This is a genomic window from Xanthomonas sp. NCPPB 3005, assembly GCF_041228095.2.
In the GTDB taxonomy this organism is placed as follows: Bacteria; Pseudomonadota; Gammaproteobacteria; order Xanthomonadales; family Xanthomonadaceae; genus Xanthomonas_A; species Xanthomonas_A bonasiae.
Window position 1 is genome coordinate 547,725 of the sequence record NZ_CP166096.2, and the last position, 23,417, is coordinate 571,141.

Sequence of the window (23,417 nt, forward strand, 5' to 3'; positions counted from 1 at the left end):
GCCATGTCGCGTTTCTTCGTCAACCACCCGGTGGTGGCCTGGGTCATGGCCATCGTCGTCGTCCTGGTCGGCATGCTGGCCATCCACGCGCTGCCGATCGAGCGCTATCCGCAGATGGCGCCGCCGACCATCACCGTTCGCGCCACCTACACCGGCGCCTCGGCGCAGACCGTGGAGAACACGGTCACCCAGCTGATCGAGCAGTCGCAGCAGAGCCTGGACCATCTGCTGTACATGACCTCGACCAGCGCTTCGGACGGGACCGCGCAGGTCAACCTGGTGTTCGAGACCGGCACCAATGCCGACACCGCGCAGGTGCAGGTGCAGAACCAGCTGCAGTCGGTGATGTCGGTGCTGCCGCAGGACGTGCAGCAGAACGGCATCGTCATCACCAAGTCCAGCGGCTCGCTGTTCGAGGTGGTGGCGTTCACCTCCGACGACGGCAGCATGGACAACTTCGATGTCGCCAACTACATGGAATCGAACATCGACGACCAGATCAGCCGCGTCAGCGGCGTGGGCAACATCCAGCCGATGGGCTCGGAGTACGCCATGCGCATCTGGCTGGATCCGGAGAAGTTGCGCAAGTACGCGCTGATGCCCTCGGACGTGGAGAACGCGCTGCAGGCGCAGAACACCGACGTGTCGGCCGGCGAGATCGGCGGCCAGCCGGCGCCGCGCGGGCAGCGCCTGGATGCGACCGTGACCACGCGCAGCCGCCTGCACACGCCGGCGCATTTCGGCGCGATCGTGCTCAAGAGCGGTCCCGGCGGCGCGGCGGTGCACCTGTCCGACGTGGCCAGGATCGGCCTGGGTCCGGAAACCTACGACAGCATCACCCGCTTCAACGGCAAGCCGTCGGCCTCGCTCGGCATCGAATTGAACGCCGACGCCAACGCGGTGGAAACGTCCAGGGCGATCGACGCGCGCCTGCAGGAACTCAAGCAGTACTGGCCGCACGGCTACACCTACCACATCGCCTTCAGCACCACGCCGTTCGTGACCACCTCGATCAAGGAAGTGGTCATCACCCTGATCGAGGCGGTGCTGCTGGTGGTGGCGGTGATGTACCTGTTCCTGCAGAACTGGCGCGCCACGCTGGTCCCGACCATCGCGGTGCCGGTGGTGCTGATGGGCACCTTCGGCGTGCTGGCCGCGTTCGGCTACTCGATCAACACCCTGACCATGTTCGCGATGGTGCTGGCGATCGGCCTGCTGGTGGACGACGCCATCGTGGTGGTGGAGAACGTGGAGCGGGTCATGAGCCAGGAAGGGCTGCCGCCGAAGGAGGCGACGCTGCGCTCGATGCAGCAGATCGGCGGCGCGCTGGTCGGCATCGTGCTGGTGCTGACCGCGGTGTTCGTGCCGATGGCCTTCTTCAACGGCGTCACCGGGGTCATCTACCGGCAGTTCTCGATCACCATCGCCGCCTCGATGATCCTGTCGGTGCTGGTGGCGATGACCCTGACCCCGGCGCTGTGCGTGACCATTCTCAAGCCGCTGCACCAGGGCGAGGAACCGATCGGTTCGCACGGCCGCCTCGGCCGGTTCTTCGCCTGGTTCAACACGCGCTTCCGTGCGCTGTCCGAGCGCTACCGTGCGCTGGTCGAGCGGGTGCTGGGCCGGCGCGCGCTGGGCCTGCTCGCTTACGCGCTGCTGCTGGGCGTCACCGGCGTGCTGCTGTGGCGCCTGCCCGGCGCGTTCCTGCCCGACGAGGACGAGGGCATGCTCAACGTGCTGGTCAAGCTGCCGGCCGGCTCCACCCTGGAGCAGACCCTGGCGGTGACCGACCGCCTGACCAAGGCCGCGCTGCACGAGCCGGGCGTGCGCTCGGTGCTGTCCTCGGCTGGCTTCAGCGTGACCGGCGCCGGCCAGAACGTCGGCATGGCCTTCGTCCGCCTCAAGGACTGGGACGACCGCGAGGACGACGCCGACACCATCGCCGCGCATCTCAACAAGGCCCTGGCCGACGTGCCCGACGCGGAGCTGTTCGTGACCTCGCCGCCGGCCATCAGCGGGCTCGGCGACGCCTCCGGCTTCACCTTCGAACTGATGGACTACGAAGGCGCCGGCCACGCCGCCCTGGTGAACGCGCGCGACAAGCTGCTGCGCCTGGCCGGGCAGGATCCCAAGCTGCGCGACGTGCGCTACGCCAGCCTGGAGGACGCGCCGGTCTATGCGGTCAAGATCGACGACGACAAGGCGCAGGCGCAGGGCGTGGACCCGGGCGACATCAACGCCACGCTCAACAGCGCGCTCGGCGGCGACTTCGTCAACAACTTCATCTACAAGGGCCGCATCAAGAAGGTGTTCGTGCAGGGCGACGCCGAGGCGCGCATGGCACCGCAGGATCTGCAGCGCTGGACGGTGCGCAACGCCAGCGGCGACATGGTGCCGATGTCCGCCTTCACTACCTCGCACTGGACCAGCGCGCCGGCCGCGCTGGAGCGCTACAACGGCGTGTCGGCGATGGAACTCACCGGCCAGGCGGTGGCGGGCGTCAGCTCCGGCGCGGCGATGGACGCGATGGCCGCACTGAGCAAGCAGCTGCCGCACGGCTTCGGCTATGCGTGGTCGGACATGGCCTACCAGGAGAAGCTGTCGGCCAACCAGGCGCCGGCGCTGTACGCGATCTCGCTGCTGTTCGTGTTCCTGTGCCTGGTGGCGCTGTACGAAAGCTGGACGGTCCCGTTCGCGGTGATGCTGGCGGTGCCGGTGGGCGTGTTCGGCGCGGCGCTGTTGATGACCGTGCGCGGCCTGCAGAACGACGTGTACTTCCAGGTCGGCCTGCTGACAACGGTCGGCCTGGCGGCCAAGAACGGCATCCTGATCGTCGAGTTCGCGCGCGAGCTGGAGCAGCGCGGCGAAAGCCTGCTGGCGGCCACCCTGCACGCGGTGCAGATGCGCCTGCGGCCGATCCTGATGACCTCGCTGGCGTTCCTGCTCGGCGTGCTGCCGCTGGTGTTCAGTCACGGTGCCGGCTCGGCCGCGCGCCATTCGCTGGGCACCGGCGTGACCGGCGGCACGCTGGCCTCGATCACCCTGGGCCTGTTCTTCGTGCCCTTGTTCTACGTCATCGTGCGCAGCGTGTTCCCCGGCAGCAAGCATCCGCCGCTGGAGGCCACGCCATGAGCGCATGGTCGTCCCGCCTGCTGGCCGCAACGTGCTGCGCGGCGCTGGCCGCGTGCAGCATGGCCCCGCACTACGCGCGCCCGGCGCCGCCGGTGCCGCTGCAGTTCGATGCCGCGGGCAGCGCCCCGCCTGCGGCCGGCGCCACGCTGGCGATGCCGGACTGGCGCGAGGTGTTCCTCGATCCGCGCCTGCGCCAGGTCATCGCCCTGGGCCTGGACAACAACCGCGACCTGCGTGTGGCCATGCTCGACATCGACAAGGCGCGCGCGCAGTACCGGATCCAGCGCGCCGCGCTGGCGCCTTCGCTGGATGCCAATGCCAGCAACAGCCGCCAGCGGACCAGCGCCAGCGCCAGCGACACCGGGCAGGCGCAGATCGGCAGCAGCGACACGCTGCAGGTCGGCATCAGCAGCTGGGAACTGGACCTGTTCGGCCGCGTGCGCAGCCTGAAGGACGAGGCCCTGGAAACCTGGCTGGCCAGTGCCGAAACGCAACGCAGCGTGCGCCTGAGCCTGATCGGCCAGATCGCCGACGACTGGCTCGCGGTCGGTGCCGACCGGCAACTGCTGGCCCTGGCGCAGCAGACCCTGGACAGCCAGGAGCAGACGCTCAGGCGCAGCCGCGCCCAGCACGACAACGGGATCGGCTCCGGGCTGGACCTGGCGCAGATCCAGAGCAGCGTGGAAGCGGCCCGCGTCGATGTGGCGCGCGATGCCACCCAGCTCGCCCAGGCCCGCGATGCCTTGCAACTGGTGGTCGGCGCGCCGGTGGACGCCGCGTTGCTGGCCGGGCCCGATGCGTTCGACGGCAGCGTGGCCCTGGCTCCGCTGCCGGCGGGACTGGATGCCACGGTGCTGCTGCAGCGTCCCGACGTGCTCGCCGCCGAGCATGCGCTGAAGGCGGCCAATGCCGACATCGGTGCCGCCCGCGCGGCGTTCTTCCCGACCGTCTCGCTGACCGCCTCCACCGGCCGCAGCAGCGACGCGCTGTCCACGCTGTTCGCGGCGGGCTCGCGGACCTGGTCGTTCGTGCCCAGCATCGCGCTGCCGATCTTCCACGCCGGCGCGCTGAAGGCTTCCTTGGACGTATCGAAGATCGGCAAGAACATCGCCGTGGCGCAATACGAAAAGGCCATCCAGAGCGCCTTCAGCGACGTCGCCGATGCGCTGGCGCAGCGCGACCACCTCGCGGCGCAGCTGAGCGCGCAACAGGCGCTGGTGGACGCGGTGCGACGCAGCCACACGCTGGCCGAGGCGCGCTACCGCGCCGGCGTGGACGACTACCTGCAGGTGCTGGACGCGCAGCGTTCGCTGTACGCCGCACAGCAGGATCTGATCGCCCTGCGCCTGCAGGACGACAGCAACCGGGTCGCGCTGTACACCGTGCTGGGCGGCGGCGCGGATGCGAGCGCGACAGCCCCTGCCGCGGCGAGCCGCTGAGCGCGGGGCCGGGCAGGTTCGAGTCAGTTCACGCGGATGCGCGATGTGGGAGCGACTGAAGTCGCTCCCACAGATGCGCAGCTTGCTACTCGCGGAATGGACCGCGGTCGGCATCCCCGTGGGAAACGCCCGGTGGCGAAACCAGCGTGCCCAGATGGGCCTGCGCAAACGTATCCGCGGCGACCGGGCGGCCGAACAGATAGCCCTGGTACGCCGTGCATCCCATCTCGCCCAGCCATGCATGCTGCTGCTCCGTCTCCACGCCTTCGGCGACCGTGGAGATACCCAGGATGCCCGCGATCTCGATGATCTTGCGCACCAGCTCGCGTTGGTTGCCGTCTGCGGTCATTCCGCGGACGAACGACCGGTCGATCTTCAGTTCGTCCAGCGGCAGCGCCTGCAGCAGCGACAGCGAAGAGAAACCCGTGCCGAAGTCGTCCAGCGACCACGATATCCCGTCCTCGCGCAGCGCGTTCATCCTCGCGGTGACCAAGGGCAGGTCGCTCGCCAGCGCCGACTCGGTGATCTCGAAACGGAGTCTGTTCGCCGGAGCGCCGATCCGGCCCACCACGCCGCGCACGTCTTCGACGAAGCTCGCCGACACCAGTTGCAAGGGGCTGACGTTGACCGACAGCACCAGATCCGCGGTGCCGGGATGCCGCGACCAGGCTTTCAGCTGCAGGCAGGCCTGTTCCAGCACCCACATGCCGATCTGATGGATCAGCCCGGTACTTTCGGCCAGGGGGATGAACTCGGCCGGCGGCTGCAATCCATAGCCCGGTCGATTCCAGCGCAGCAGCACTTCCGCGCCGACCAGCCGTCCGCGCGCCGACACCTGCGGCTGCAGGTGGGCGCACAACTCCTCATGCGCGAGCGCGCGGACCAGCGCCGCATGCTGGTCCAGCCGCACCTTGATGTCCTCGCTGAAGATGGCCAACACCCCGGCGGTCAGGATCATCGCGGTCGCGGTGTTCAGGCCATGGCCGATCCGGCGGATCTCCTCCGGCATCAGCCTCAGCGCAACGCCGAGGCTGCCAGGGATGATGGCCAGCGCGATCAGCAACGCAAAGCACAACGCCGGGAATGCCCAGCGCAGGTAGACCCCTTCGCTGCGGAACAGGAAAAAGGCGGCTGCACCGATCGGCAGAAGGAACAGATGCGTCGATCGCGCCGCCGCCGCGGTCGGCGTATCGGCCAGGCTGGCGAACACCGTCATGATCAGCAGCAGATGCGCGATGGCGACGAGGGAAACGCGATCGAGCCTGCGCGACATGTACAGGCAGGCCGTGCCCATCAGCATCACCGAAAAGAGAACGAGCGCCAGTGCGCTCATGCCATGCGTGATGTAGTACGCCGTCCATGCCAGGCCGTGCGCCATGCAGGCGAGCCCGCCGAACCGCAGCAGGCGTTGGACCCGCGGCCACTGCGCCTGGTCGGGGAGGTTGCGCGCCACCCAGTCGTCGCCGCCAGCCCCCAAGCCGGTTTTTTTCACATGTATCCCGTTCTTCTGCGCATCGTCATGTGATCTGCGTCGGCTCGGTCGGCACCTGCACACGCCCTTCAATAGCGAAAGTCCCGCGTGGACAAGGTGACGAAGAAGCAGGCCGGTTGCAAGGCAGGAATGCGGCAGCGGCTCCACGCGATCCGGGCTGCGCGCTGCGATGCTGCGGCCGGGGAGTGGGGCGCGCCACCGCGCCGGCGTGGACGAGGACCTGCAGGTGCTGGACGCACGGCGGTCGCCGTACGCCGCACAGCAGGCGCTGATCGCCCTGTGCCTGCAGGACGACAGCAACCGGGTCGCGCTGTACACCGTGCCGGGCGGCGGCGCGGATGCGACGGCGGCGGCTCCGCCGCACCGCGCCAATGACGGCAGCACGCCCCATGATGCCAGCCCGCCCGCGCATGGGGCCTTCTGGCGCGTTGCGCGAGACCAGCGAACGCGCCCGGTCGCCTGCGCGTTGCGCACTCTGTTGCCGTTCTGCATGGGTCCGGCGGCCGTGTTCGGCGCGAACGCACGCGCCCAAGTCGCGCTACCGCATCGAAGCATCACCAAATGTTGTGGTGGCGCAGTGCGTGCCCCATAGCGCTTGGGGTGATCGCCAAGTGCCCGATTTACAGCGGAAACTTCATGTGTTTACTCATGTGTGCAATGCAAAAATTCCATGGATAGACTCGGATTCCAGGGCAACGAAGCCTGTGCCGTTTCGGTGCGGTGTGCCCTGGAGTCGAGGCAAGGTATGAAGACGGAAGAGAGTTCGTACGAAACGCTGGTCGATCTGGTACACGATCTGCAAGCAGTCCAGGACGACGCATTGGAGTTGCTGGATAAGGCAACGGCCATTAACAACGAAAGCATCCGGCGGAACAATCTGGACGCCGACGAGCATGAAGAACTGCCGCTCGGCGAAGAGACTGCCATGCTGCGGAGCAATGTGTTGAATCCGATGCCTGAGGAAATCGCTTGCGTCGAGAAGGCGATCAAGGCGCTCGAAGCCGGAGCTATCAGCGAAGAACAGGCCGCCGCGATCGCGGTGGATGCTGCTGAAACGCTCAAGACGGCGGAAGCGACGCTCGAGGAAGTCGAACAGAGCATCTCGCGCCATGAAGACGATGGCGAGGACGAGGAGTAAAAATAAAAGCTAAAGCTTCACCGCCTGCAGCAGGCGATACCCCATCAGGAGCCATTGCGCTCATCAATTTGCGGCTGCCGGCCTAGCCCGGCAGCCGCTGCACTGCATCCTGCACGCCGCCGCCGCTTACGCCACCCGGCTGCGCCGCGCACGCTCCAGGTGCACCAGCAGCAGCGAGATCGCCGCCGGGGTCATGCCGGGAATGCGCTGCGCCTGGCCCACGGTCTGCGGGCGCACGCGCTGCAGCTTCTGCTGTACCTCGGCCGACAGCCCGCGCACCTGCGCGTAGTCGAACGCCTCGGCGATCGGCGTGTCTTCGTGGCGCTGCTGGCGCGCGATCTCGTCGCGCTGGCGGTCCAGGTAGCCGGCGTACTTGATGCCGATCTCGACCTGCTCGGCGACCTGCGCGTCGTCCACGCCCGGGCCCAGCGACGGCACCCGCATCAGCGCGGCGTAGTCCAGTTCCGGGCGCTTGATCAGGTCGAGCACGGTGGTCTCGCGGCTCACCGCCACGCCCAGCGTCGCGGCGACCTCGCGGCCCAGCGCATTGCCGGGCGTGGCCCACAGCGCGCGTAGCCGCTCGTTCTCCCGCGCCACCGCCTCCTGCTTGGCCTGGAAGCGCGCCCAGCGCGCCTCGCCGACCAGGCCCAGGTCGTGGCCGATGCCGGTCAGGCGCGCATCGGCGTTGTCCTCGCGCAGCTGCAGCCGGTATTCGGCGCGGCTGGTGAACATGCGGTACGGCTCGGTGGTGCCGTGGGTGATCAGGTCGTCGATCAGCACGCCGATGTAGGCCTGGTCGCGGCGCGGCGACCACGGCGCCAGTCCGCGCACCTGGCGCGCCGCATTGAGCCCGGCGATCAGGCCCTGCGCGGCGGCTTCCTCGTAGCCGGTGGTGCCGTTGATCTGGCCGGCGAAGAACAGCCCGGGCATCGCCTTGGTCTCCAGCGAGGCCTTCAGCCCGCGCGGGTCGAAGAAGTCGTATTCGATCGCGTAGCCGGGACGGGTGATGTGCGCGCGCTCGAAGCCGCGGATCGAGCGCACCAGCTCCAGCTGCACGTCGAACGGCAGCGAGGTGGAGATGCCGTTGGGATAGATCTCGGCCACGTCCAGGCCTTCCGGCTCGACGAAGATCTGGTGGCTGGCCTTCTCGGCGAAGCGCACCACCTTGTCCTCGATCGACGGGCAGTAGCGCGGGCCGATGCCCTCGATCTGGCCGGTGTACAGCGGCGAGCGGTCCAGCGCGCCGCGGATGATGTCATGGGTGCGCTCGGTGGTATGGGTGATCCAGCACGAGACCTGGCGCGGATGCTGGGCGAGCTCGCCCATGAACGACATCACCGGCAGCGGATCGTCGCCGGGCTGCTCCTCCATCGCCGCGTAGTCCAGGCTGCGCCCGTCGATGCGCGGCGGGGTACCGGTCTTGAGCCGGTCCACGCCGAAGCGGCCGTCGCGCAGCGTCTGCGCCAGTGCGGTGGCCGGCGGGTCGCCGGCGCGGCCGCCGGCGTACTGGGTCTGGCCGATGTGGATCTTGCCGGCCAGGAAGGTACCGGCGGTCAGCACCACCGCCGCCGCCTCGAAGCGCAGGCCGGTCTGGGTGACGGCGCCGCGCACGCGCTCGCCCTCCACGATTAGCGCGTCCACCGCGGCCTGGAACAGGGTCAGGTCGGGCTGCGCCTCGACCAGGCGCCGGACCGCGCCGCGATACAGGTTGCGGTCGGCCTGGCAGCGGGTGGCGCGCACCGCCGGGCCCTTGGAGGCATTGAGCGTGCGCCACTGGATGCCGGCCAGGTCGGCGGCATGCGCCATCGCCCCGCCCAGCGCATCGATCTCCTTGACCAGGTGGCCCTTGCCGATGCCGCCGATGGCCGGGTTGCAGCTCATCGCGCCCACCGTCTCCACGTTGTGGGTCAGCAGCAGGGTGCGCGCGCCAGCGCGCGCGGAGGCCAGCGCCGCTTCGGTGCCGGCATGGCCGCCGCCGATCACGATGACGTCGTAGCGGTAGAAGGAATCGCTCATCGGCTATTCGTCCGCCCGGTCGCGCGGACCGGGATGGGGGCGTGCGCGGGACGGCGCGCGCCGGAAAACGGAATTTTTGGAGTTCGCATCACAGTTTACGGATTCGGCCCTAAAGTTGGCACGTAGTCTGCAGATATCCCTACTGCACCCAACGTGGCATTGCGTCAGGGGCGTACGACTGGAATTGGAACAGGGGCCAGTCACGCGCACGTTGGGGGAGCTGGGGGCCGGTAGTCGGGGGACTGCCGGCCCTTTTTTATGCCTGCGATTCGGGTCCGATGCCAGCAACCGCAAGGCCCGAACGCGAAAAGCCCCGGCGAACCGGGGCTTTTCGTTTTAGGCGCCGACGCCCGACAGGGCCGGAACAGGGGGGATCCAGATTTCCCTGTCGGACATCGACATAGACGGTGGGGCGATCGCTTCGGGTCATAAAGCGACGCAGGCGGTCACCCCGTACGACGTAGAGTGCGTCTTGTGCCCGCGTGAAATCAAGCCTTTTCTTAGGGCTCTAGTGTGCGCTTCGTCCCATTGCTACGACCCAGATTGCCAGGCCGGGGCGCGGCCGGACGCGGCTGGGCGGCCGGCCGCGGCGCGCTGGCCGGACGTGGCTGCATCGACTGCGGACGCGGCTGCATCGCCTGGGGGCGTGGGCCGGCGTTGGCGGCATCGGGACGGCGCAGCCGGTCCAGGTCGCGCCACGGCGACTTGACCCGGCCGCCGCCACCGCCGATGACCGGCGGCGGACGGTCCGGCGGGCGGCCGTTGTCGTCGGGCCGCGGGCGCGGCGGCGGACGGTGCCGCGGCGGACCGTAGTAGTCGCGGTAGTAGTAAGGGCCGCCGTAGCCGTAGTAGCCATAGCCGTAATAGCCGGCGCCATAGCCATAGGGCACGGCACCGTAAGGCGCGTAGTAGCCGTCGGAGTAGCCGTCCGGATAGCGGTATTCGACCGAGGGGGCGCCGCGGTAATAGCCGCCACCGCTGTCGGCGTAGTCGTAGGTGGCGCAGCCGCTCAGCGTGGCCAGCAATCCAGCGGCCAAGATCAGGCGCATGTTCATGGCGAATCCTCTCCCTGAGGCTGACCGACAGGTTCGGCGTGTTGCATTGAATGCCCCCTTAACCCGCTTCGTCGTTGATTGAACGCTTAAGTCGCGTGCAACGGCTGCATTGCCTTGGCAGCCCGCGACACCGCGAACTTGGGACGATACGCTAACCTTTCACGCATGTTCTCATCTTCACTGCCCGTTTTCGCGGATGTGACCGCCGCCGCCGCGCGGATCGCGCCGCATGCCCAGGTGACGCCGGTCCTGCGCTCGCGGGCGCTGGACGCGTCGACCGGCGCGACGCTGTTCTTCAAGGCCGAGCACCTGCAGCGCAGCGGCGCGTTCAAGTTCCGCGGCGCCTGCAATGCGGTGTGGGCGCTGAGCGAGGCCCAGGCCGCGCGCGGCGTGGTCACCCATTCCTCGGGCAACCACGGTGCGGCCCTGGCGCAGGCCGCGCGTAGCCGCGGCATCGGCTGCCACGTGGTGGTGCCGGAGGGCGCGGTGGCGGCCAAGCTGGCCAACATCGCCCGCGACGGCGCCACCCTGTGGCGCTGCGAAGCCGGCATCGCCGCGCGCGAGGCGATGTGCGCGCAGGTGCAGCAGCAGACCGGCGCGACCCTGGTGCATCCGTATACCGATCCGGCGGTGATCGCCGGCCAGGGCACCGCGACCCTGGAATTGCTCGGCGCCAGCGGCCCGCTCGACCTGCTGGTGGTGCCGGTCGGCGGCGGCGGCCTGGCCGCCGGCAGCCGCCTGGCGCTGTCGGCGCTGGCGCCGCAGGCACGCCTGCTGCTGGCCGAGCCGGCCGGCGCCGCCGACACCGCGCGCTCGCTGGCGGCCGGCGCGCTGCGCGTGGACTTCGTTCCGGACACGGTCTGCGACGGCCTGCGCGGCACTCTCGGCGCGCCCAACTTCGCGCTGCTGCATGGCCAGGCGGAGACGATCGTGGTCGAGGACGCCGCCACCGTGGCGGCGATGCGGCTGCTGTGGCAGGTGCTCAAGCAGGTGGTGGAACCCTCGTCGGCGATCGCGCTGGCGGCGGTGCTGGCGCAGCCGGAGCGCTTCGCCGGGCGCCGGGTCGGGCTGATCCTGTCCGGCGGCAACGTCGACCTCGACACCCTGCCGTGGGGCGCGGCTTGAAGCCGCGGCGGCGGCGCGGCTGGCTGGGCTGGCTCGGTCGGCTGGCCGCGGTGCTGGGCCTGTGGCTGCTGGGCGTGGCGATCTACATCGTCTGGGTCGGCGACCGCGACCAGGCGGCGCCGGCCGACGCGATCATCGTGCTCGGCGCGGCCGCCTACGACGCCAAGCCCTCGCCGGTGTTCGAGGAACGCATCCGCCACGGCCTGGACCTGTACCAGCGCGGCTATGCGCCGACCCTGATCTTCACCGGCGGCTTCGGCGGCAACGGCGCGCGTTTCGCCGAATCGCAGGTGGCGCGCCGCTACGCGCTGCGCCACGACGTGCCGGCCGACGCGATCCTGATCGAGACCGTCTCGCGCACCACCCGCCAGAACCTGCTCGAGGCGCGCGGGCTGATGCGCAGCCACGGCCTGCACCGGGCGATCGTCGTCAGCGATCCGCTGCACATGGCGCGGGCGCTGCGCCTGTGCCGCGAGCTGCAGATCGACGCGCTGGCGTCCTCGACCCCGAGCACCCGCTTCCGCAGCTTCCAGACCCGCTGGCGCTTCCTGCTGCAGGAGGTCTACTTCTTTCACCGCGACCTGCTGGTGCCGGGCGCCTGAGCGGGCCCGGCCGCCGTATCATGGGCGCCCGCATGGCATGAGGTGGTGGCGATGAAGATCGACGGAACCCGCGAGCAGGACCGCGCCATCGAACTGGTGCTGTCCTATTACGACGCGTTCAACCGCGGCGACTGGGCGGCGATGCTCGACAAGCTGACCGACGACGTGGCGCACGACCTCAACCAGGGCGCGCGCGAGACCGGCAAGGACACCTTCGCCGCGTTCCTGCAGCGGATGAACGCCAGCTACCGTGAACAGCTGCGCGACATCGTGGTGCTGGGCGGGCAGGACGGCCGCCGCGCCGCCGCCGAGTACGTGGTGCACGGCGAATACCATCACACCGACGAAGGCCTGCCGCCGGCGCGCGGGCAGACCTACGTGCTGCCGGGCGGGGCGTTCTTCGACATCCGCGACGGCAAGATCGCCCGGGTCAGCAACTACTACAACCTGCAGGACTGGATCGACCAGGTGTCGGCCTGAGTAGTCGCACGCAGGAGCGCGTATACGGCCGGCCGGGCTGTCGTGTAGGAGCGGCTTCAGCCGCGACAGGCATTAACGGTAACGCCTGTCGCGGCTGAAGCCGCTCCTACAGGTAGTGCATCCGGTTCTGGGCTCTTGCGATTCCCGATTCCCGATTCCCGATTCCCGGAGCGAAGCGCGTGCCTCAATCGCCGCGGCGACGGATCGGGATCGCCGACACCGGCACCGCGGCGATCTCGCTGCCGCCCTCGCGGATCGGCGCGCCCGGCGGCGGCGCCCAGGCGTGCGCATAGATCACTTCCCAACTGCTCGGCAGCGTGCCGTCGGCGTTGCGCAGCGGCTCGTAGGCGGCGCTGGCGGCGGCGAAACGGCCGCGTCCGGTCAGCGTGTGGCGGCGCGCGTGCAGCGCGTTGGTCGCGCCGATCGCGCGCAATTCGCGCATCAGTGCGGCCAGGTCGGGATAGGTGAGGGTGAACAGGTCGCGGTCCAGCACCGGGTCGCGGAAGCCGGACAGCATCAGCGCATCGCCGAACTGCGCGATCGGCGCGAAGCGGCTCACGTGCGGCGCCTCGCGGTCGGCGTGCGCGAACGCCTCGCGCAGTTCCACCAGCGTGTCCGGGCCGAAGCTGGAGCACAGCAGCAGGCCGCCGGGCTTGAGCACGCGGCGGAAACCGGCGAACACCGCCGGCAGGTCCTCGACCCACTGCAGGCACAGGTTGCTGAAGATCACATCCACGCTGTGCTCGGCCAGCGGCAGCGCGCGCGCGTCGGCGCAGACGCGGCCGAACGGCTTCCACCAGCCGGCCTGGCGCTTGGCCTGCTGCAGCATCGGCAGCGCCTGGTCGAGCGCGATCACCTGCGCGCGCGGCCAGCGCTTCTTCATCGTCGCCGCGGCGTGCGCGGGGCCGCTGCCCACGTCCAGCACCACCTGCGGCACGCGGTCGCCGAGATAGTCCAGCGATTCCAGCAGGCGCTTCTCGACCTCGTGCTGCAGGGCGGCGGCGGCATCGTAGCTGGCGGCCGCGCGCGAGAACGCGCGGCGGATGTGGTTGGCATCGAACGAAGAAGGATCCATCGGCGCATTATCGCCGGCCGCGGCGCGCAGCGGCCAGCGAAAAGCCGGGAATGGGGAATCGGGAGTGGGGAATCGAAGCGGCTGCGGAGGCGAGGCGGTCGCCTGGCTTGACCATTCCCGTCTCTCCATTCCTCAATTCCCATCGCCATCGCGCATCAGTCCGAGCGCATCAGCGGACACCGCGCGGACCGCATGCAGCCATTCACTCCGTCTCGAACCCTGTCCCTTTCCAGGATGGGCCGCGCACCAAGCAACAGGATCTGCCCACTGACGCAATGGCCTGTGCATTGCACGCAGGCGCGCAGGCCGCACCGAACTCATCCGCACTACAAACGGCAAACACCGGAAGCCGCCGCGCGCAGTCCCCCATCCCCACTCCCGAATCCCCACTCCCGGCTTTTCAGAACGTCCCCGGATAGGCCCCGCCATCGAGCAACAGGTTCTGCCCGCTGAGGTAGCCGGCCTGCGCGCTGCACAGGAATGCGCAGGCCGCGCCGAATTCCTCCGCCGTGCCGAAACGCCCCGCCGGGATCTGCCCGCGCTTCTGCGCCGCCACTGTCTCCACGTCGGTGCCGCTGCGCTGCGCGGCATGGGCGAAGTTGCCGCGCAGCCGGTCGGTGTCGAACTGGCCGGGCAGCAGATTGTTGATGGTGACGTTGTGCGCGACGGTGCGCCGTGCCAGCCCGGCGACGAAGCCGGTCAGGCCGGCGCGCGCGCCGTTGGACAGGCCCAGGCTGTCGATCGGCGCCTTCACCGCTGCCGAGGTGATGTTGACGATGCGGCCGAAGCCGCGCGCCTGCATCGCATCGACGGTGGCACGGATCAGCGCGATCGGCGCCAGCATGTTGGCGTCCAGCGCGCGCAGCCAGTCTTCGCGCTCCCAGTCGCGGAAGTCGCCCGGCGGCGGGCCGCCGGCGTTGTTGACCAGGATGTCGACCTGCGGGCATGCCGCCAGTGCGGCGGCGCGTCCGGCCTCGGTGGCGATGTCGGCGGCCACCGCGATCACCGCGCCGGCGCCGGGCAGCGCGCGCAGGCCGTCCGCCGCCGCATCCAGTGCGGCCTGGCCGCGCGCCACGATCACCACGTTGACGCCTTCGCCGGCCAGCGCCCGCGCGCACCCCAGGCCCAGGCCCTTGCTCGCGGCGCAGACCAGCGCCCATCTGCCGGCGATGCCCAGATCCATGCGTTCGCTCCGCTCGTCGAAACCGCGATGATCGTCCATCGCCGTCGCGGCGGCCAGCCACGCGCCGCCTCGACGGTTGTTTGCGTGCGTTGTGCGGGCGCCCAGCGAGAACGATCCACGAGCGCGATGCCGCGAGCCGTTTTGCGAACGCCAGTATTCGTACGCAGATGCGGCAACGCGAGGCGGGGTCTCCGGTCGGGTGCTGGAGGCTGCCGATCCGGTGGAGCGGCTCTTGGCGGACTCGGGCAATCGAACGCCGAGGATCATCGGCCTGGTGAGGACCTTGCCCTGGCCCCGCATCGGGTGGCGACGCTGAGGGCCCGGTCGCGGTCGTTCATTCCGGACGGCTCTCCGTGATCCGCTGCGCCAGAGCGGCGTAGTAGGCGGCAGACGCCTGGTTTCCCTCTTGGCGCAAGCGCGCGGCGGTTTCGAGCGCAGCCGCTCGCGCTTGCGCGAACACGCGGTCGTCCTCGTTTGGCCGGAGGCCGTCGCTGCTCACGACACGCAAGGCCGCATCGAAGCGAACGGCTACCATCAATCCCCCCTCGTGCAGCATGAGCAGGCCCTCGGCCGGGCGGCCCTCCTGCATCCGTCCCGCGAAGAAGGCATACGGCTCGGCGGTCCCGGCCCTGACTATGCCGAGCCCGTCGGCGGCTCCATGTCGGCAACCGCCGAGCCATCGGGCGGGGGCGGCGTCCAGGTCCGCGGGCGCCTCGAACCGGCAAGGCGCCGCCGGAGGCGACGACATGGCGGGCATGCTGGCGCTTGCCGCGACCAGGAGCCCGAACATCCTGATGATTCTGCCGAGCATCGATACCATCGTGTCGCTCTCCTGTTGCCGGAAATCTCAGACCGCGTTCCGCCTCGTTGTCCTGTGTCGGCATCGCGTTGCCGCCTTTGATCATGACATGCGCGGTGTTCCAAACCACCTGCGGATCTGCATGCGCTCGGGCGCGCGGTCGCAGTGGGTAGTGCACGCAACGGCGGGTGTCTTGATGCACTGGAGTGCGGACGCTTCGCTGGCGCAGCGCCTGGCGACGCTGAATCCGCGTTCGGCTGCGCATCGGCGGCGCCATGGGGAGGTTTGCCGTGCAGATCCAGCATCTCTGCGCGCCGGGGTCGGGGAGCTGCGGCTGCGCGGGGTCCCGATGGCTGCGCTTCGGATGGCGCAGTCATCATGCGAAGGTATGTCAGGTGGCTGCCGCATCGTTCGCCAGCGGCCAGTGCCGGGGGGCGTAGTCCTTACGGCAAGGCGGCAAGGAACTCGCTCAGCGCCATGGCGACGTCGTCGGCATGGCCGAGGAACGGAGCGTGGCCGCCGCCGGCGATGTGCAACGTCCGCGCATGCTGCGTCAGCGCTGCGGCGTCGTCCATGCCGGCGGGCGAAACCAGCCGGTCGCGCTGGCCGCTGATCCACAGGCTGGGCACGCGCAGGCCCGGCAATGCACGGCGCAGGTCGCTGCGCTCGAGCAGCGCCAGCCCATCCTGCAGCGCCTGCGCATCGGGTTCGCCGCGCGCGCTCAGGGTCTCGCGCAGCGTGCGCAATTCGCTGCGCGCATGCGCCGAACCCAGCGTGTCCAGCGCCAGGAAGCGGTCCAGCGTGCCGCGGTAGTCCTCGGCCAGGTCGCGGCCGAACTGCGCGAACACCTGCGGTTCCACCGCATGCGGCCAGTCGCCGCCGCGCACGAACCGCGGCGTCGCCGCGAGCATCGCCAGGCCGCGCACCTGCGGCTGGGTCGCCGCGGCATGCAGCGCGAACAGCCCGCCCAGCGACCAGCCCAGCCATGCCGCCGGCGGCGTGGCCGCGGCGATCGCGCTGACCACGTGCGGCAGCGCCAGCGGCGTGTCGTCGCCGCGGCTGTGGCCATGTCCGGGCAGGTCCACCAGGTGCATGCGGAACTGCGTCGACAGGCGCTCGACCAAGGGCGCGAAGATGCCGCCGTGCAGCGCCCAGCCGTGGATCAGGACCAGATCGGGGCCGTGCCCCAGGGTTTCGATGTGCATCGTCGATCGTGTGCCGAATGGGAAAAGAGAATCGGGGAACGCCGCGCTCAGCGTTGCGCGCGCAACGCCAGCAGCCGCGGCAACAGCAAGCGCCATTGTTCGCGCGGGTAGGCGCGGGTGCGCCAGGCTGGCCAGCGCTGCACGCCTTCGCCGCGCTGGATCGCCGCGCTCAGCCAGGCGGCGTCGAAGCCTTGCCAGACCCCGGCCACGCTCAGCAGGTTCGGCGCCAGGCGTGGATGCACGTCGTGCAGCAGCATGCGCTGCAGCGTCTGCGGTGCGTACGGCGAGGCCGCGAGCACGGCGGCGACGTGCGCATGCCGCGTGGCGACGTCGTCGTCCAGGTACAGCTCGGACAGCGCGGCCCATACCTCGCGGCGCGCCGCGAGGTCGCCGTCGTTCACGGCGTGCCGCTCACATCGGCCCGCTCATGCCGGCAGGCCGACCGGGTGCGCGGCCAGGCGGTCGCGCGCCAGCGCCAGCGCGTCCAGCAGCGCCTGCACCTGCGCCGGCGTGTGCAACGCCGACAGCGTGACCCGCAGCCGCGACTTGCCTTCGGGCACGGTCGGCGGGCGGATCGCGGAGACCAGGAAGCCGGCCTGTTCCAGCGCCGCCGACAGCGCCAGCGCGCTGGCCTCGTCGCCGCACAGCAGCGGCTGGATCGGCGTATCCGAGGCCATCAGTTCCAGGCCATGGCGGCGCGCGCCGCCGCGGAACGCGGCGATGGTCTCGGCCAGGCGCTCGCGCCGCCACTGGTCGCGCCGCGCCAGTTTCACCGCGGCCAGCGAGGCGGCGGCCTGCGCCGGCGGCAGCGCGGTGGTGTACAGGTAGGGGCGCGCAGTTTCGGCCAGATGCCGGATCAGTGCCTCGTTGCCGACCACCAGCGCGCCGTAGCCGCCCAGCGCCTTGCCCAGGGTCACCAGCTGCAGCGGCACATCGTCCACGCCCAGCCCGGCCTCGGCCACGCAGCCGCGGCCATGCGGGCCGACCACGCCGACGCCGTGCGCATCGTCCACGTACATCAGCGCCTGCTGCATGCGCGCCACCAGGGTCAGCGAGCGCAGCGGGGCGATATCGCCATCCATGCTGAACACGCCATCGGTGGCCAGCATCGCGGCGCCGTCGGCGGCGTGCTTGAGCTGGCGCATCGCGCCTTCGGTATCCAGGTGCGGATAGCGGCGCAGGCGGCAGCCGGCGAGGCGGGTGGCGTCGAGCAGGCTGGCGTGGTTGAGCCGGTCCTGCACGCACACGTCTTCTTCTTCGCTCAGCAGCGCCTGCTGCACCGCCAGGTTGGCGAGGAAGCCGCTGCCGAACAGCAGCGCGCGCGGATAGCCGAGCCAGTCGGCGACCTCGCGCTCCAGGCTCTCGTGCAGCGCATGGTGGCCGCAGACCAGGTGCGAGGCGGTGGCGCCGACGCCCTCGCGCGCGGCCGCGTCCTGCAGCGCGGCGAGCACTTCGAACTGCTGCGCCAGGCCCAGGTAGTCGTTGCTGCAGAAGCCGGTCAGCCAGCGCCCGTCCAGCTCCAGGCGGACGCCGTCGCGGCGGCCCACGCTGCGGCGCACGCGGATGCGGCCCTGCGCCTCGCGCAGCTTGCGCAAGGACTGGATGCGGTCGTGCAGATCGGGGCGGGCCATGGGCGGCGGGGCATGGGGTGGCTCGCTAGCGTAGCGCGTCCCCGGCCGGGCCGGGCGCCGCCGGCGATGGACGGCCGGATCGGCGGATGGACGCGCGCGCGCCGGCGCGGCGCGCTGGCGTCAGACCACCAGCGCCGCGGCGATCGCCGGCCTGTCCGCTGCCGGTGCGGTGATGTCCGCATGCACGGTACCGGGATGGTCGTGCGCATCGGCGTCCACCTGCACCTGCATCGGCTTCAGCCCCAGGCGCGAGAACAGCGCCTGGTCGCGTGCGGTGTCCGGGTTGCCGGTGGTCAGCAGTTTTTCGCCGTAGAAGATCGAGTTGGCGCCGGCGCAGAAACACAGCGCCTGCAGTTCGTCGCTCATGCTCTCGCGGCCGGCCGACAGCCGCACCATCGCCTGCGGCATCGCGATGCGGGCCACGGCGATGGTGCGCACGAACTCGAACGGATCCAGTTCGACCGTGCCGTGCAGCGGGGTGCCGGCGACCTGCACCAGGCGGTTGATCGGCACCGAGTCCGGGTGCACCGGCAGGTTGGCCAGCGCCTGCAGCAGGCCGGCGCGCTGCTCGCGCGATTCGCCCATGCCGACGATGCCGCCGCAGCAGGTCTTCATGCCGGCATCGCGCACGTGGGCCAGCGTGTCCAGGCGGTCCTGGTACTGGCGGGTGTGGACGATCGTGTCGTAGAAGTCCGGCGCGGTGTCCAGATTGTGGTTGTAGTAGTCCAGCCCTGCCGACTTCAGTGCCTGCGCCTGGCGCCCGTCGAGCATGCCCAGGGTGGCGCAGGTCTCCAGGCCCAGCGCCTTCACTTCGCGGATCATCGCCGCGACCTTGGGGATGTCGCGGTCCTTCGGCGAGCGCCACGCCGCGCCCATGCAGAACCGCGACGCGCCGGCGGCCTTGGCCTGGCGCGCCTTCTCCAGCACCGCCTCGGTGCTCATCAGCTTCTGCGCGTCCACCCCGGTGTCGTAGCGCTGCGCCTGCGGGCAGTACGCGCAATCCTCCGGGCAACCGCCGGTCTTCACCGACAGCAGCGTGGAGACCTGCACCTGCGCCGGATCGAAGTGTTCGCGATGCACCGCGGCGGCGCGGTGCAGCAGCTCCGGGAACGGCAGATCGAACAGGGCGAGCAGTTCCTGGCGTTGCCAGTCGTGTCGGACGACAGCGGACATGGGGGTTTCCTGACGGTAAGCGGCTGGGAAAGCGGGCAGTCTGGTGAGCATGGATATCCCTGTCAACTTCAATGGGTCTGGTCGAGTTGACGACTGCTGGCGGCGGCTGCAGCGCTGGGTGCTGCCGGAGCGCTGCCTGGTGTGTAGCGAACCCGGCGCCGCCGGCCTGGACCTGTGCCGGGCCTGCCGCGACGCGCTGCCCTGGAATGCCAGCGCCTGCCAGATGTGCGCGCTGCCGCTGCCCGCGCTGGACGCGGACCAGCTGTGCGGCAGCTGCCAACGCAAACCGCCGCCGCTGGCCCTGGTCGCCAGCGCCTGCGTCTACGCCGCGCCGGTGGACGGGCTGTTGCGCCGTTTCAAGTTCCACCAGGACCTGGCCGCCGGGCGCCTGCTGGCGGCGTTGCTGCAGGCGCGCTGCGCCGGCTTGCCGCGCCCGCAGGCGGTGCTGCCGGTGCCGCTGCATTCCGCGCGGTTGCGCCAGCGCGGCTACGACCAGGCGCTGGAACTGGCGCGGCCGCTGGCGCGCGCGCTGCGCCTGCCGCTGTGCGCCGGCCTGCAGCGCGTGCGCGCGACGGCGCCGCAGTCCGAACTCGATGCGCAGGCGCGGCGCCGCAACCTGCGCCATGCGTTCGCGGTGCAGGCGCCGCTGCCGCCGCACGTGGCGCTGATCGACGACGTGATGACCACCGGCGCGACCCTGCATGCCGCGGCAGAGGCGCTGCGCCGCGCCGGCGTGGCGCGGGTCGATGCATGGGTGATGGCGCGGGTGCCGTGAGTGTCGTGAGCGCGTTGGTGGCTTTCGTGCCGCAGCGGTGATTGGCCCTGCGACGGCAAAGGCGTGGCAGGTCATGTGGGGATGCGTGTCTGCTGCGGACCGTGGTCGCGTGATCTGTCATGCACGCAGGGAGCGGTTGCTGCTGTGGTTGCCTGTGGACCGCGCAACGGCAGCGAGGGCGTGCCTGATGGGGGGCGAGCGTTACGCTTCGTCGTGCGGTGCAGACGCCACGACCCGACGCAATCGGCCGCTGGCGGACGGGTTCCGCAGCGCGATGCATGGCACGTTCTTCTGCGTGACGCGGCTGGGGCAGCGGTCTGCGACAGGCCGCAACGGCCGGTTCTTCTATGATGTCGCCAAACGAACGGCGGGAGATGGCGATGCGTTGGAGAACTCTGGGACTGTCGTTGGCGTTGTGCGTGTTCGGCATGAGCGGATGCAGCTACGCCCCGTCGCCCGATGGCGCCGGCGCGAGTGCGGACGCGAGTGCGGTGAAGGCGAAGATCGAATGGCGCCTGGCCAGCAATGCGCCCAGCGCCGGCTATACCGAGGCCGCGTACCAGGGACGGCCGGTGTATCTGGCGCCGCAGCCGTTGTTGGCCGTCGATGGCGCCGCGACGGTGGCGCGCGTGGACGGCGACGATGGCAAGCCGGCCCTCGATCTGCGTTTCTCGGGTCACGACGATCGCCTGACCCGGGCGACGGAGCAGAACATCGGCAAGCCGATCGCACTGCTGGCCGACGGCCAGGTGCTCACCGTGGCGACGGTGATGGCGCCGCTCCCCGGCGACAGGCTGCGCATCAGCGGTCTGCAGGATGCGCAGGAACAGCAGCGGGCGTTCGCGCTGCTGACGCATGCGCCGACGGAAGACGGGAAGCCGTAGCGCTGGCTGGCGCGATCGGGATGGGCCGCCGTGTTCGCCATGGCGGGCTTGCACCGCATCGCGCGCCTGTTCGAGCCGCGCGCTGCTGTCTTGTTCCGCTAGCGTAGCGCGATGTCGCTGCTTCGAAGCGGAGCGCGCCAACGCTCTTTCCCCCGATTGCGCCTTCGGCCCAGGTCGGGGAGGGGACATGCCGATCCAGCAGGTGGGAGGCGGATTTTGCCGGTCATGCGTGTCGTGATCGAAGTCCTTCCCGGCACCGGCCGTGGAAACGGCGTCGCGGCTGACGCCGCTCCTGCAGGAGTCGATCGACGGTTTTGTGGGAGGGACTCAGTCCCGACGCTTTATTACCGGCAACGACGGGACGAAGTGCCCTGCGGTATTGCCGTCAGCGGCCAGGAGCGCCGCCTGGTTCCTCACGACATCGTCGGGGCAGCCGCCACTGCGCGGCGACTCGCCGCGGTTTACCCCGCGCGCAGCGCCAACGCCGCGACGATGCCGGCGAAGACCGCCAGGCCGACCCAGTTGTTATGCATGAAGGCACGGAAGCAGGGGGCGCGTTCGCGGGTTCGCGCGATGCGGAATTCGTAGGCGACCAGCAACGCGGCCACGCCCAAGCCCACCCAGTACCAGATCCCCAGCGCGCCGCGGGTGCCGACGAAGCCCAGCGCGACGAACGTCAGCGCGTACAGGATGCCCTGCGCGACCAGGTCCAGGTCGCCGAACAGGATCGCAGTGGACTTGGAGCCGGCGCGCAGGTCGTCCTCGCGGTCCACCATCGCGTACCAGGTGTCGTAGGCGGTGGCCCACAGGATGTTGGCCGCGTACAGCAGCCAGCCCAGCGCCGGCACCTCGCCGCGGATCGCCGCGAACGCCATCGGGATGCCCCAGCCGAAGGCCATGCCCAGATAGACCTGCGGCAGGTAGGTGTAGCGCTTCAGATAGGGATAGCTGGCGGCCAGGAACAGCCCGACCACGCTCAGGCCGATGGTCAGCGCGTTCATCGTCAGCACCAGCGCGAAGGCGACGAGCATCAGCAGCGCGAACACCGCCAGCGCCTCGCGGCCGCTGACCGCGCCGGTGGCCAGCGGCCGGCTGCGGGTGCGCTCGACCTGCGGGTCCAGCCAGCGGTCGGCGTAGTCGTTGATGACGCAGCCGGCCGAGCGGGTCAGCCAGACCCCGGCGGTGAACACGAACAGCGTCCACAGCGGCGGCACCCCGTCGGCGGCCAGCCACAGCGCCCACCAGGTCGGCCACAGCAGCAGCAGCGCGCCGATCGGACGGTCGCCGCGCAGCAGTTTCCAGTACTGGCCCAGGCGCGCGCGCGGCGGCAGCGCGGCGGGCGTTTCGTAGCGTTCGTAACCCATCGCGCAAGGGTAGCAGCCGGGCCCGGCCGGCGGCAGCACGCTCGCGCGGTGGCCGCTGCGACGGCGACGGCCTGCGCACCCGCTTCAGGCTGCAGACCCAGGCGCAGGAACTGGCTGCACGCACGCGATGTGCCGTCGCCGAACGCCGGCCTTCGGGGAAGCCGCACCGCGCGGCGGCGGGTACGGCGACCGCCGGGCCGGCCGTGGCGGCAATCGGGCATGGGGGAGACGCGGCGCGCGGTTTGCCGTTAGAATGCGCGTCCGTTGCGCCCGTAGCTCAGCCGGATAGAGTAGTGGCTTCCGAAGCCATTGGTCGGGGGTTCGAATCCCTCCGGGCGCACCACATCATCCCCAGCCTGCATGGCCTCTTCGACCGCGAATCCTGCCGGTGGTGGACACCGCCTTCGGCGCTGCGGCGATCGACGGCCTGCGGCGTATGACGCCGCTGCGCGTACTAGTACGGCTCGGGATGCCGCGCTGGCACCCTCCGCGTCGAAACGCCGGCGCGTACTGCGTGTCTCTCCGCGCGCACCGCATCATCGTCCATCGCGCATGGAATTCCTTCCGTCGCTGGCCTGCATCGCCTTCGGCATTGCGGCGACCGGCGGTCTTGGGCGCGTGATGCCGCCGCTCACCGGGATGCCGCGCTGGATTTCGCTGGGCTGCATCGCCAGCGCGTGCGGCGCACACAACACGACGTCCTCCCTCGTGCCGGCGCCGCCGCTGAGACGCTCGCGGCCGCGGTTTCCACGTTCGCGGCGGCCCAGTGCGGGCCATCTCTTTCGCATCCTCTCCGGTGCCCGTGTCAGCGAGGCCGCCATGAATGTCGTGGGGCGGGCTCCGTTGCGG

Annotated in this window: 21 protein-coding genes and 1 tRNA gene; 10 read left to right on the forward strand and 12 right to left on the reverse strand. The window is 70.2% G+C overall.

What is annotated here, in order from left to right:
- Positions 1-3 precede the first annotated feature (3 nt).
- Together AB8810_RS02545 and AB8810_RS02550 are read left to right on the forward strand one after the other, a co-directional pair.
- Positions 4-3,132 (forward strand): multidrug efflux RND transporter permease subunit, encoded by a 3,129-nt coding sequence (locus tag AB8810_RS02545; RefSeq protein ID WP_369915483.1) that lies wholly within the window; start codon positions 4-6, stop codon positions 3,130-3,132.
- Positions 3,129-4,571, forward strand: coding sequence for an efflux transporter outer membrane subunit (locus AB8810_RS02550; protein WP_369915484.1), 1,443 nt, complete (start codon positions 3,129-3,131; stop codon positions 4,569-4,571). Before AB8810_RS02545 ends, AB8810_RS02550 begins: the two co-directional genes overlap by 4 nt.
- A gap of 85 nt (positions 4,572-4,656) precedes the next feature.
- Here the strand turns inward: AB8810_RS02550 and AB8810_RS02555 are convergent, their stop codons facing one another.
- Positions 4,657-6,063 carry an EAL domain-containing protein gene (locus tag AB8810_RS02555; protein ID WP_179570932.1) on the reverse strand — a complete coding sequence of 469 codons (1,407 nt, stop codon included), beginning with the start codon at positions 6,061-6,063 and terminating at the stop codon, positions 4,657-4,659.
- A 208-nt stretch (positions 6,064-6,271) separates the two neighbouring features.
- Here AB8810_RS02555 and AB8810_RS02560 point away from each other — a divergent pair, with 208 nt between their 5' ends.
- Positions 6,272-6,655: a hypothetical protein gene (locus tag AB8810_RS02560; protein ID WP_369915485.1), complete on the forward strand. Its 384-nt coding sequence runs from the start codon at positions 6,272-6,274 to the stop codon at positions 6,653-6,655.
- Positions 6,656-6,808: 153 nt separating this feature from the next.
- The gene (locus tag AB8810_RS02565; protein ID WP_369915486.1) at positions 6,809-7,201 is read left to right on the forward strand and encodes a hypothetical protein; all 393 of its coding nucleotides are present in this window, start codon (positions 6,809-6,811) and stop codon (positions 7,199-7,201) included.
- Between the two features lie 126 nt (positions 7,202-7,327).
- Here the strand turns inward: AB8810_RS02565 and mnmG are convergent, their stop codons facing one another.
- On the reverse strand, positions 7,328-9,217 hold the full coding sequence (gene mnmG, locus AB8810_RS02570) for a tRNA uridine-5-carboxymethylaminomethyl(34) synthesis enzyme MnmG (protein WP_369915487.1): 1,890 nt from the start codon (positions 9,215-9,217) through the stop codon (positions 7,328-7,330).
- A gap of 500 nt (positions 9,218-9,717) precedes the next feature.
- A complete protein-coding gene (locus AB8810_RS02575; protein WP_179570929.1) occupies positions 9,718-10,272 on the reverse strand; it encodes a hypothetical protein in 555 nt (184 codons plus the stop codon).
- A 165-nt stretch (positions 10,273-10,437) separates the two neighbouring features.
- Here AB8810_RS02575 and AB8810_RS02580 point away from each other — a divergent pair, with 165 nt between their 5' ends.
- From AB8810_RS02580 to AB8810_RS02590, 3 genes are read left to right on the forward strand one after another with little or no spacing between them, the layout of a single operon-like run.
- On the forward strand, positions 10,438-11,397 hold the full coding sequence (locus AB8810_RS02580) for a pyridoxal-phosphate dependent enzyme (protein ID WP_206230605.1): 960 nt from the start codon (positions 10,438-10,440) through the stop codon (positions 11,395-11,397).
- On the forward strand, positions 11,382-11,999 hold the full coding sequence (locus AB8810_RS02585) for a YdcF family protein (RefSeq protein WP_179570927.1): 618 nt from the start codon (positions 11,382-11,384) through the stop codon (positions 11,997-11,999). The genes AB8810_RS02580 and AB8810_RS02585 overlap by 16 nt, the downstream gene beginning before the upstream one ends.
- A 51-nt stretch (positions 12,000-12,050) precedes the next feature.
- Entirely contained in the window at positions 12,051-12,479 is a 429-nt protein-coding gene (locus AB8810_RS02590) for a ketosteroid isomerase-related protein (protein WP_179570926.1), read from the forward strand.
- A gap of 184 nt (positions 12,480-12,663) precedes the next feature.
- On the opposite strand, the gene bioC is transcribed toward AB8810_RS02590, so the two are convergent.
- The 7 genes from bioC to bioB all read right to left on the reverse strand — a co-directional run bounded on the left by bioC (position 12,664) and on the right by bioB (position 19,545).
- A complete protein-coding gene (gene bioC / locus AB8810_RS02595; RefSeq protein ID WP_179570925.1) occupies positions 12,664-13,554 on the reverse strand; it encodes a malonyl-ACP O-methyltransferase BioC in 891 nt (296 codons plus the stop codon).
- A 400-nt stretch (positions 13,555-13,954) separates the two neighbouring features.
- Entirely contained in the window at positions 13,955-14,737 is a 783-nt protein-coding gene (locus tag AB8810_RS02600) for an SDR family oxidoreductase (RefSeq protein WP_369915488.1), read from the reverse strand.
- A 334-nt stretch (positions 14,738-15,071) separates the two neighbouring features.
- A complete protein-coding gene (locus AB8810_RS02605) occupies positions 15,072-15,557 on the reverse strand; it encodes a hypothetical protein (protein WP_369915489.1) in 486 nt (161 codons plus the stop codon).
- 422 nt (positions 15,558-15,979) lie between these two features.
- Complete coding sequence (gene bioH, locus AB8810_RS02610; RefSeq protein ID WP_369915490.1) at positions 15,980-16,741, reverse strand: pimeloyl-ACP methyl ester esterase BioH; 762 nt, start codon at positions 16,739-16,741, stop codon at positions 15,980-15,982.
- A 47-nt stretch (positions 16,742-16,788) separates the two neighbouring features.
- Positions 16,789-17,142, reverse strand: a complete 354-nt coding sequence (locus AB8810_RS02615; RefSeq protein ID WP_369915491.1) for a hypothetical protein — start codon at positions 17,140-17,142, stop codon at positions 16,789-16,791.
- A 24-nt stretch (positions 17,143-17,166) separates the two neighbouring features.
- Complete coding sequence (gene bioF, locus AB8810_RS02620; protein WP_369915492.1) at positions 17,167-18,372, reverse strand: 8-amino-7-oxononanoate synthase; 1,206 nt, start codon at positions 18,370-18,372, stop codon at positions 17,167-17,169.
- 120 nt (positions 18,373-18,492) lie between these two features.
- Positions 18,493-19,545, reverse strand: coding sequence for a biotin synthase BioB (bioB, locus tag AB8810_RS02625; RefSeq protein ID WP_369915493.1), 1,053 nt, complete (start codon positions 19,543-19,545; stop codon positions 18,493-18,495).
- Between the two features lie 49 nt (positions 19,546-19,594).
- Here bioB and AB8810_RS02630 point away from each other — a divergent pair, with 49 nt between their 5' ends.
- Complete coding sequence (locus tag AB8810_RS02630; protein WP_369915494.1) at positions 19,595-20,320, forward strand: ComF family protein; 726 nt, start codon at positions 19,595-19,597, stop codon at positions 20,318-20,320.
- A gap of 374 nt (positions 20,321-20,694) precedes the next feature.
- Complete coding sequence (locus AB8810_RS02635) at positions 20,695-21,204, forward strand: preprotein translocase subunit SecD (protein ID WP_369915495.1); 510 nt, start codon at positions 20,695-20,697, stop codon at positions 21,202-21,204.
- 461 nt (positions 21,205-21,665) lie between these two features.
- Here AB8810_RS02635 and ubiA read toward each other — a convergent pair whose 3' ends face one another.
- Complete coding sequence (ubiA, locus tag AB8810_RS02640; RefSeq protein ID WP_369915496.1) at positions 21,666-22,568, reverse strand: 4-hydroxybenzoate octaprenyltransferase; 903 nt, start codon at positions 22,566-22,568, stop codon at positions 21,666-21,668.
- Between the two features lie 266 nt (positions 22,569-22,834).
- On the opposite strand from ubiA, the gene AB8810_RS02645 reads away from it, so the two are divergent.
- Positions 22,835-22,911: transfer RNA gene (locus tag AB8810_RS02645), tRNA-Arg, on the forward strand.
- Between the two features lie 193 nt (positions 22,912-23,104).
- On the opposite strand, the gene AB8810_RS02650 is transcribed toward AB8810_RS02645, so the two are convergent.
- The gene (locus tag AB8810_RS02650) at positions 23,105-23,389 is read right to left on the reverse strand and encodes a hypothetical protein (protein WP_372530413.1); all 285 of its coding nucleotides are present in this window, start codon (positions 23,387-23,389) and stop codon (positions 23,105-23,107) included.
- Positions 23,390-23,417: the final 28 nt, after the last annotated feature.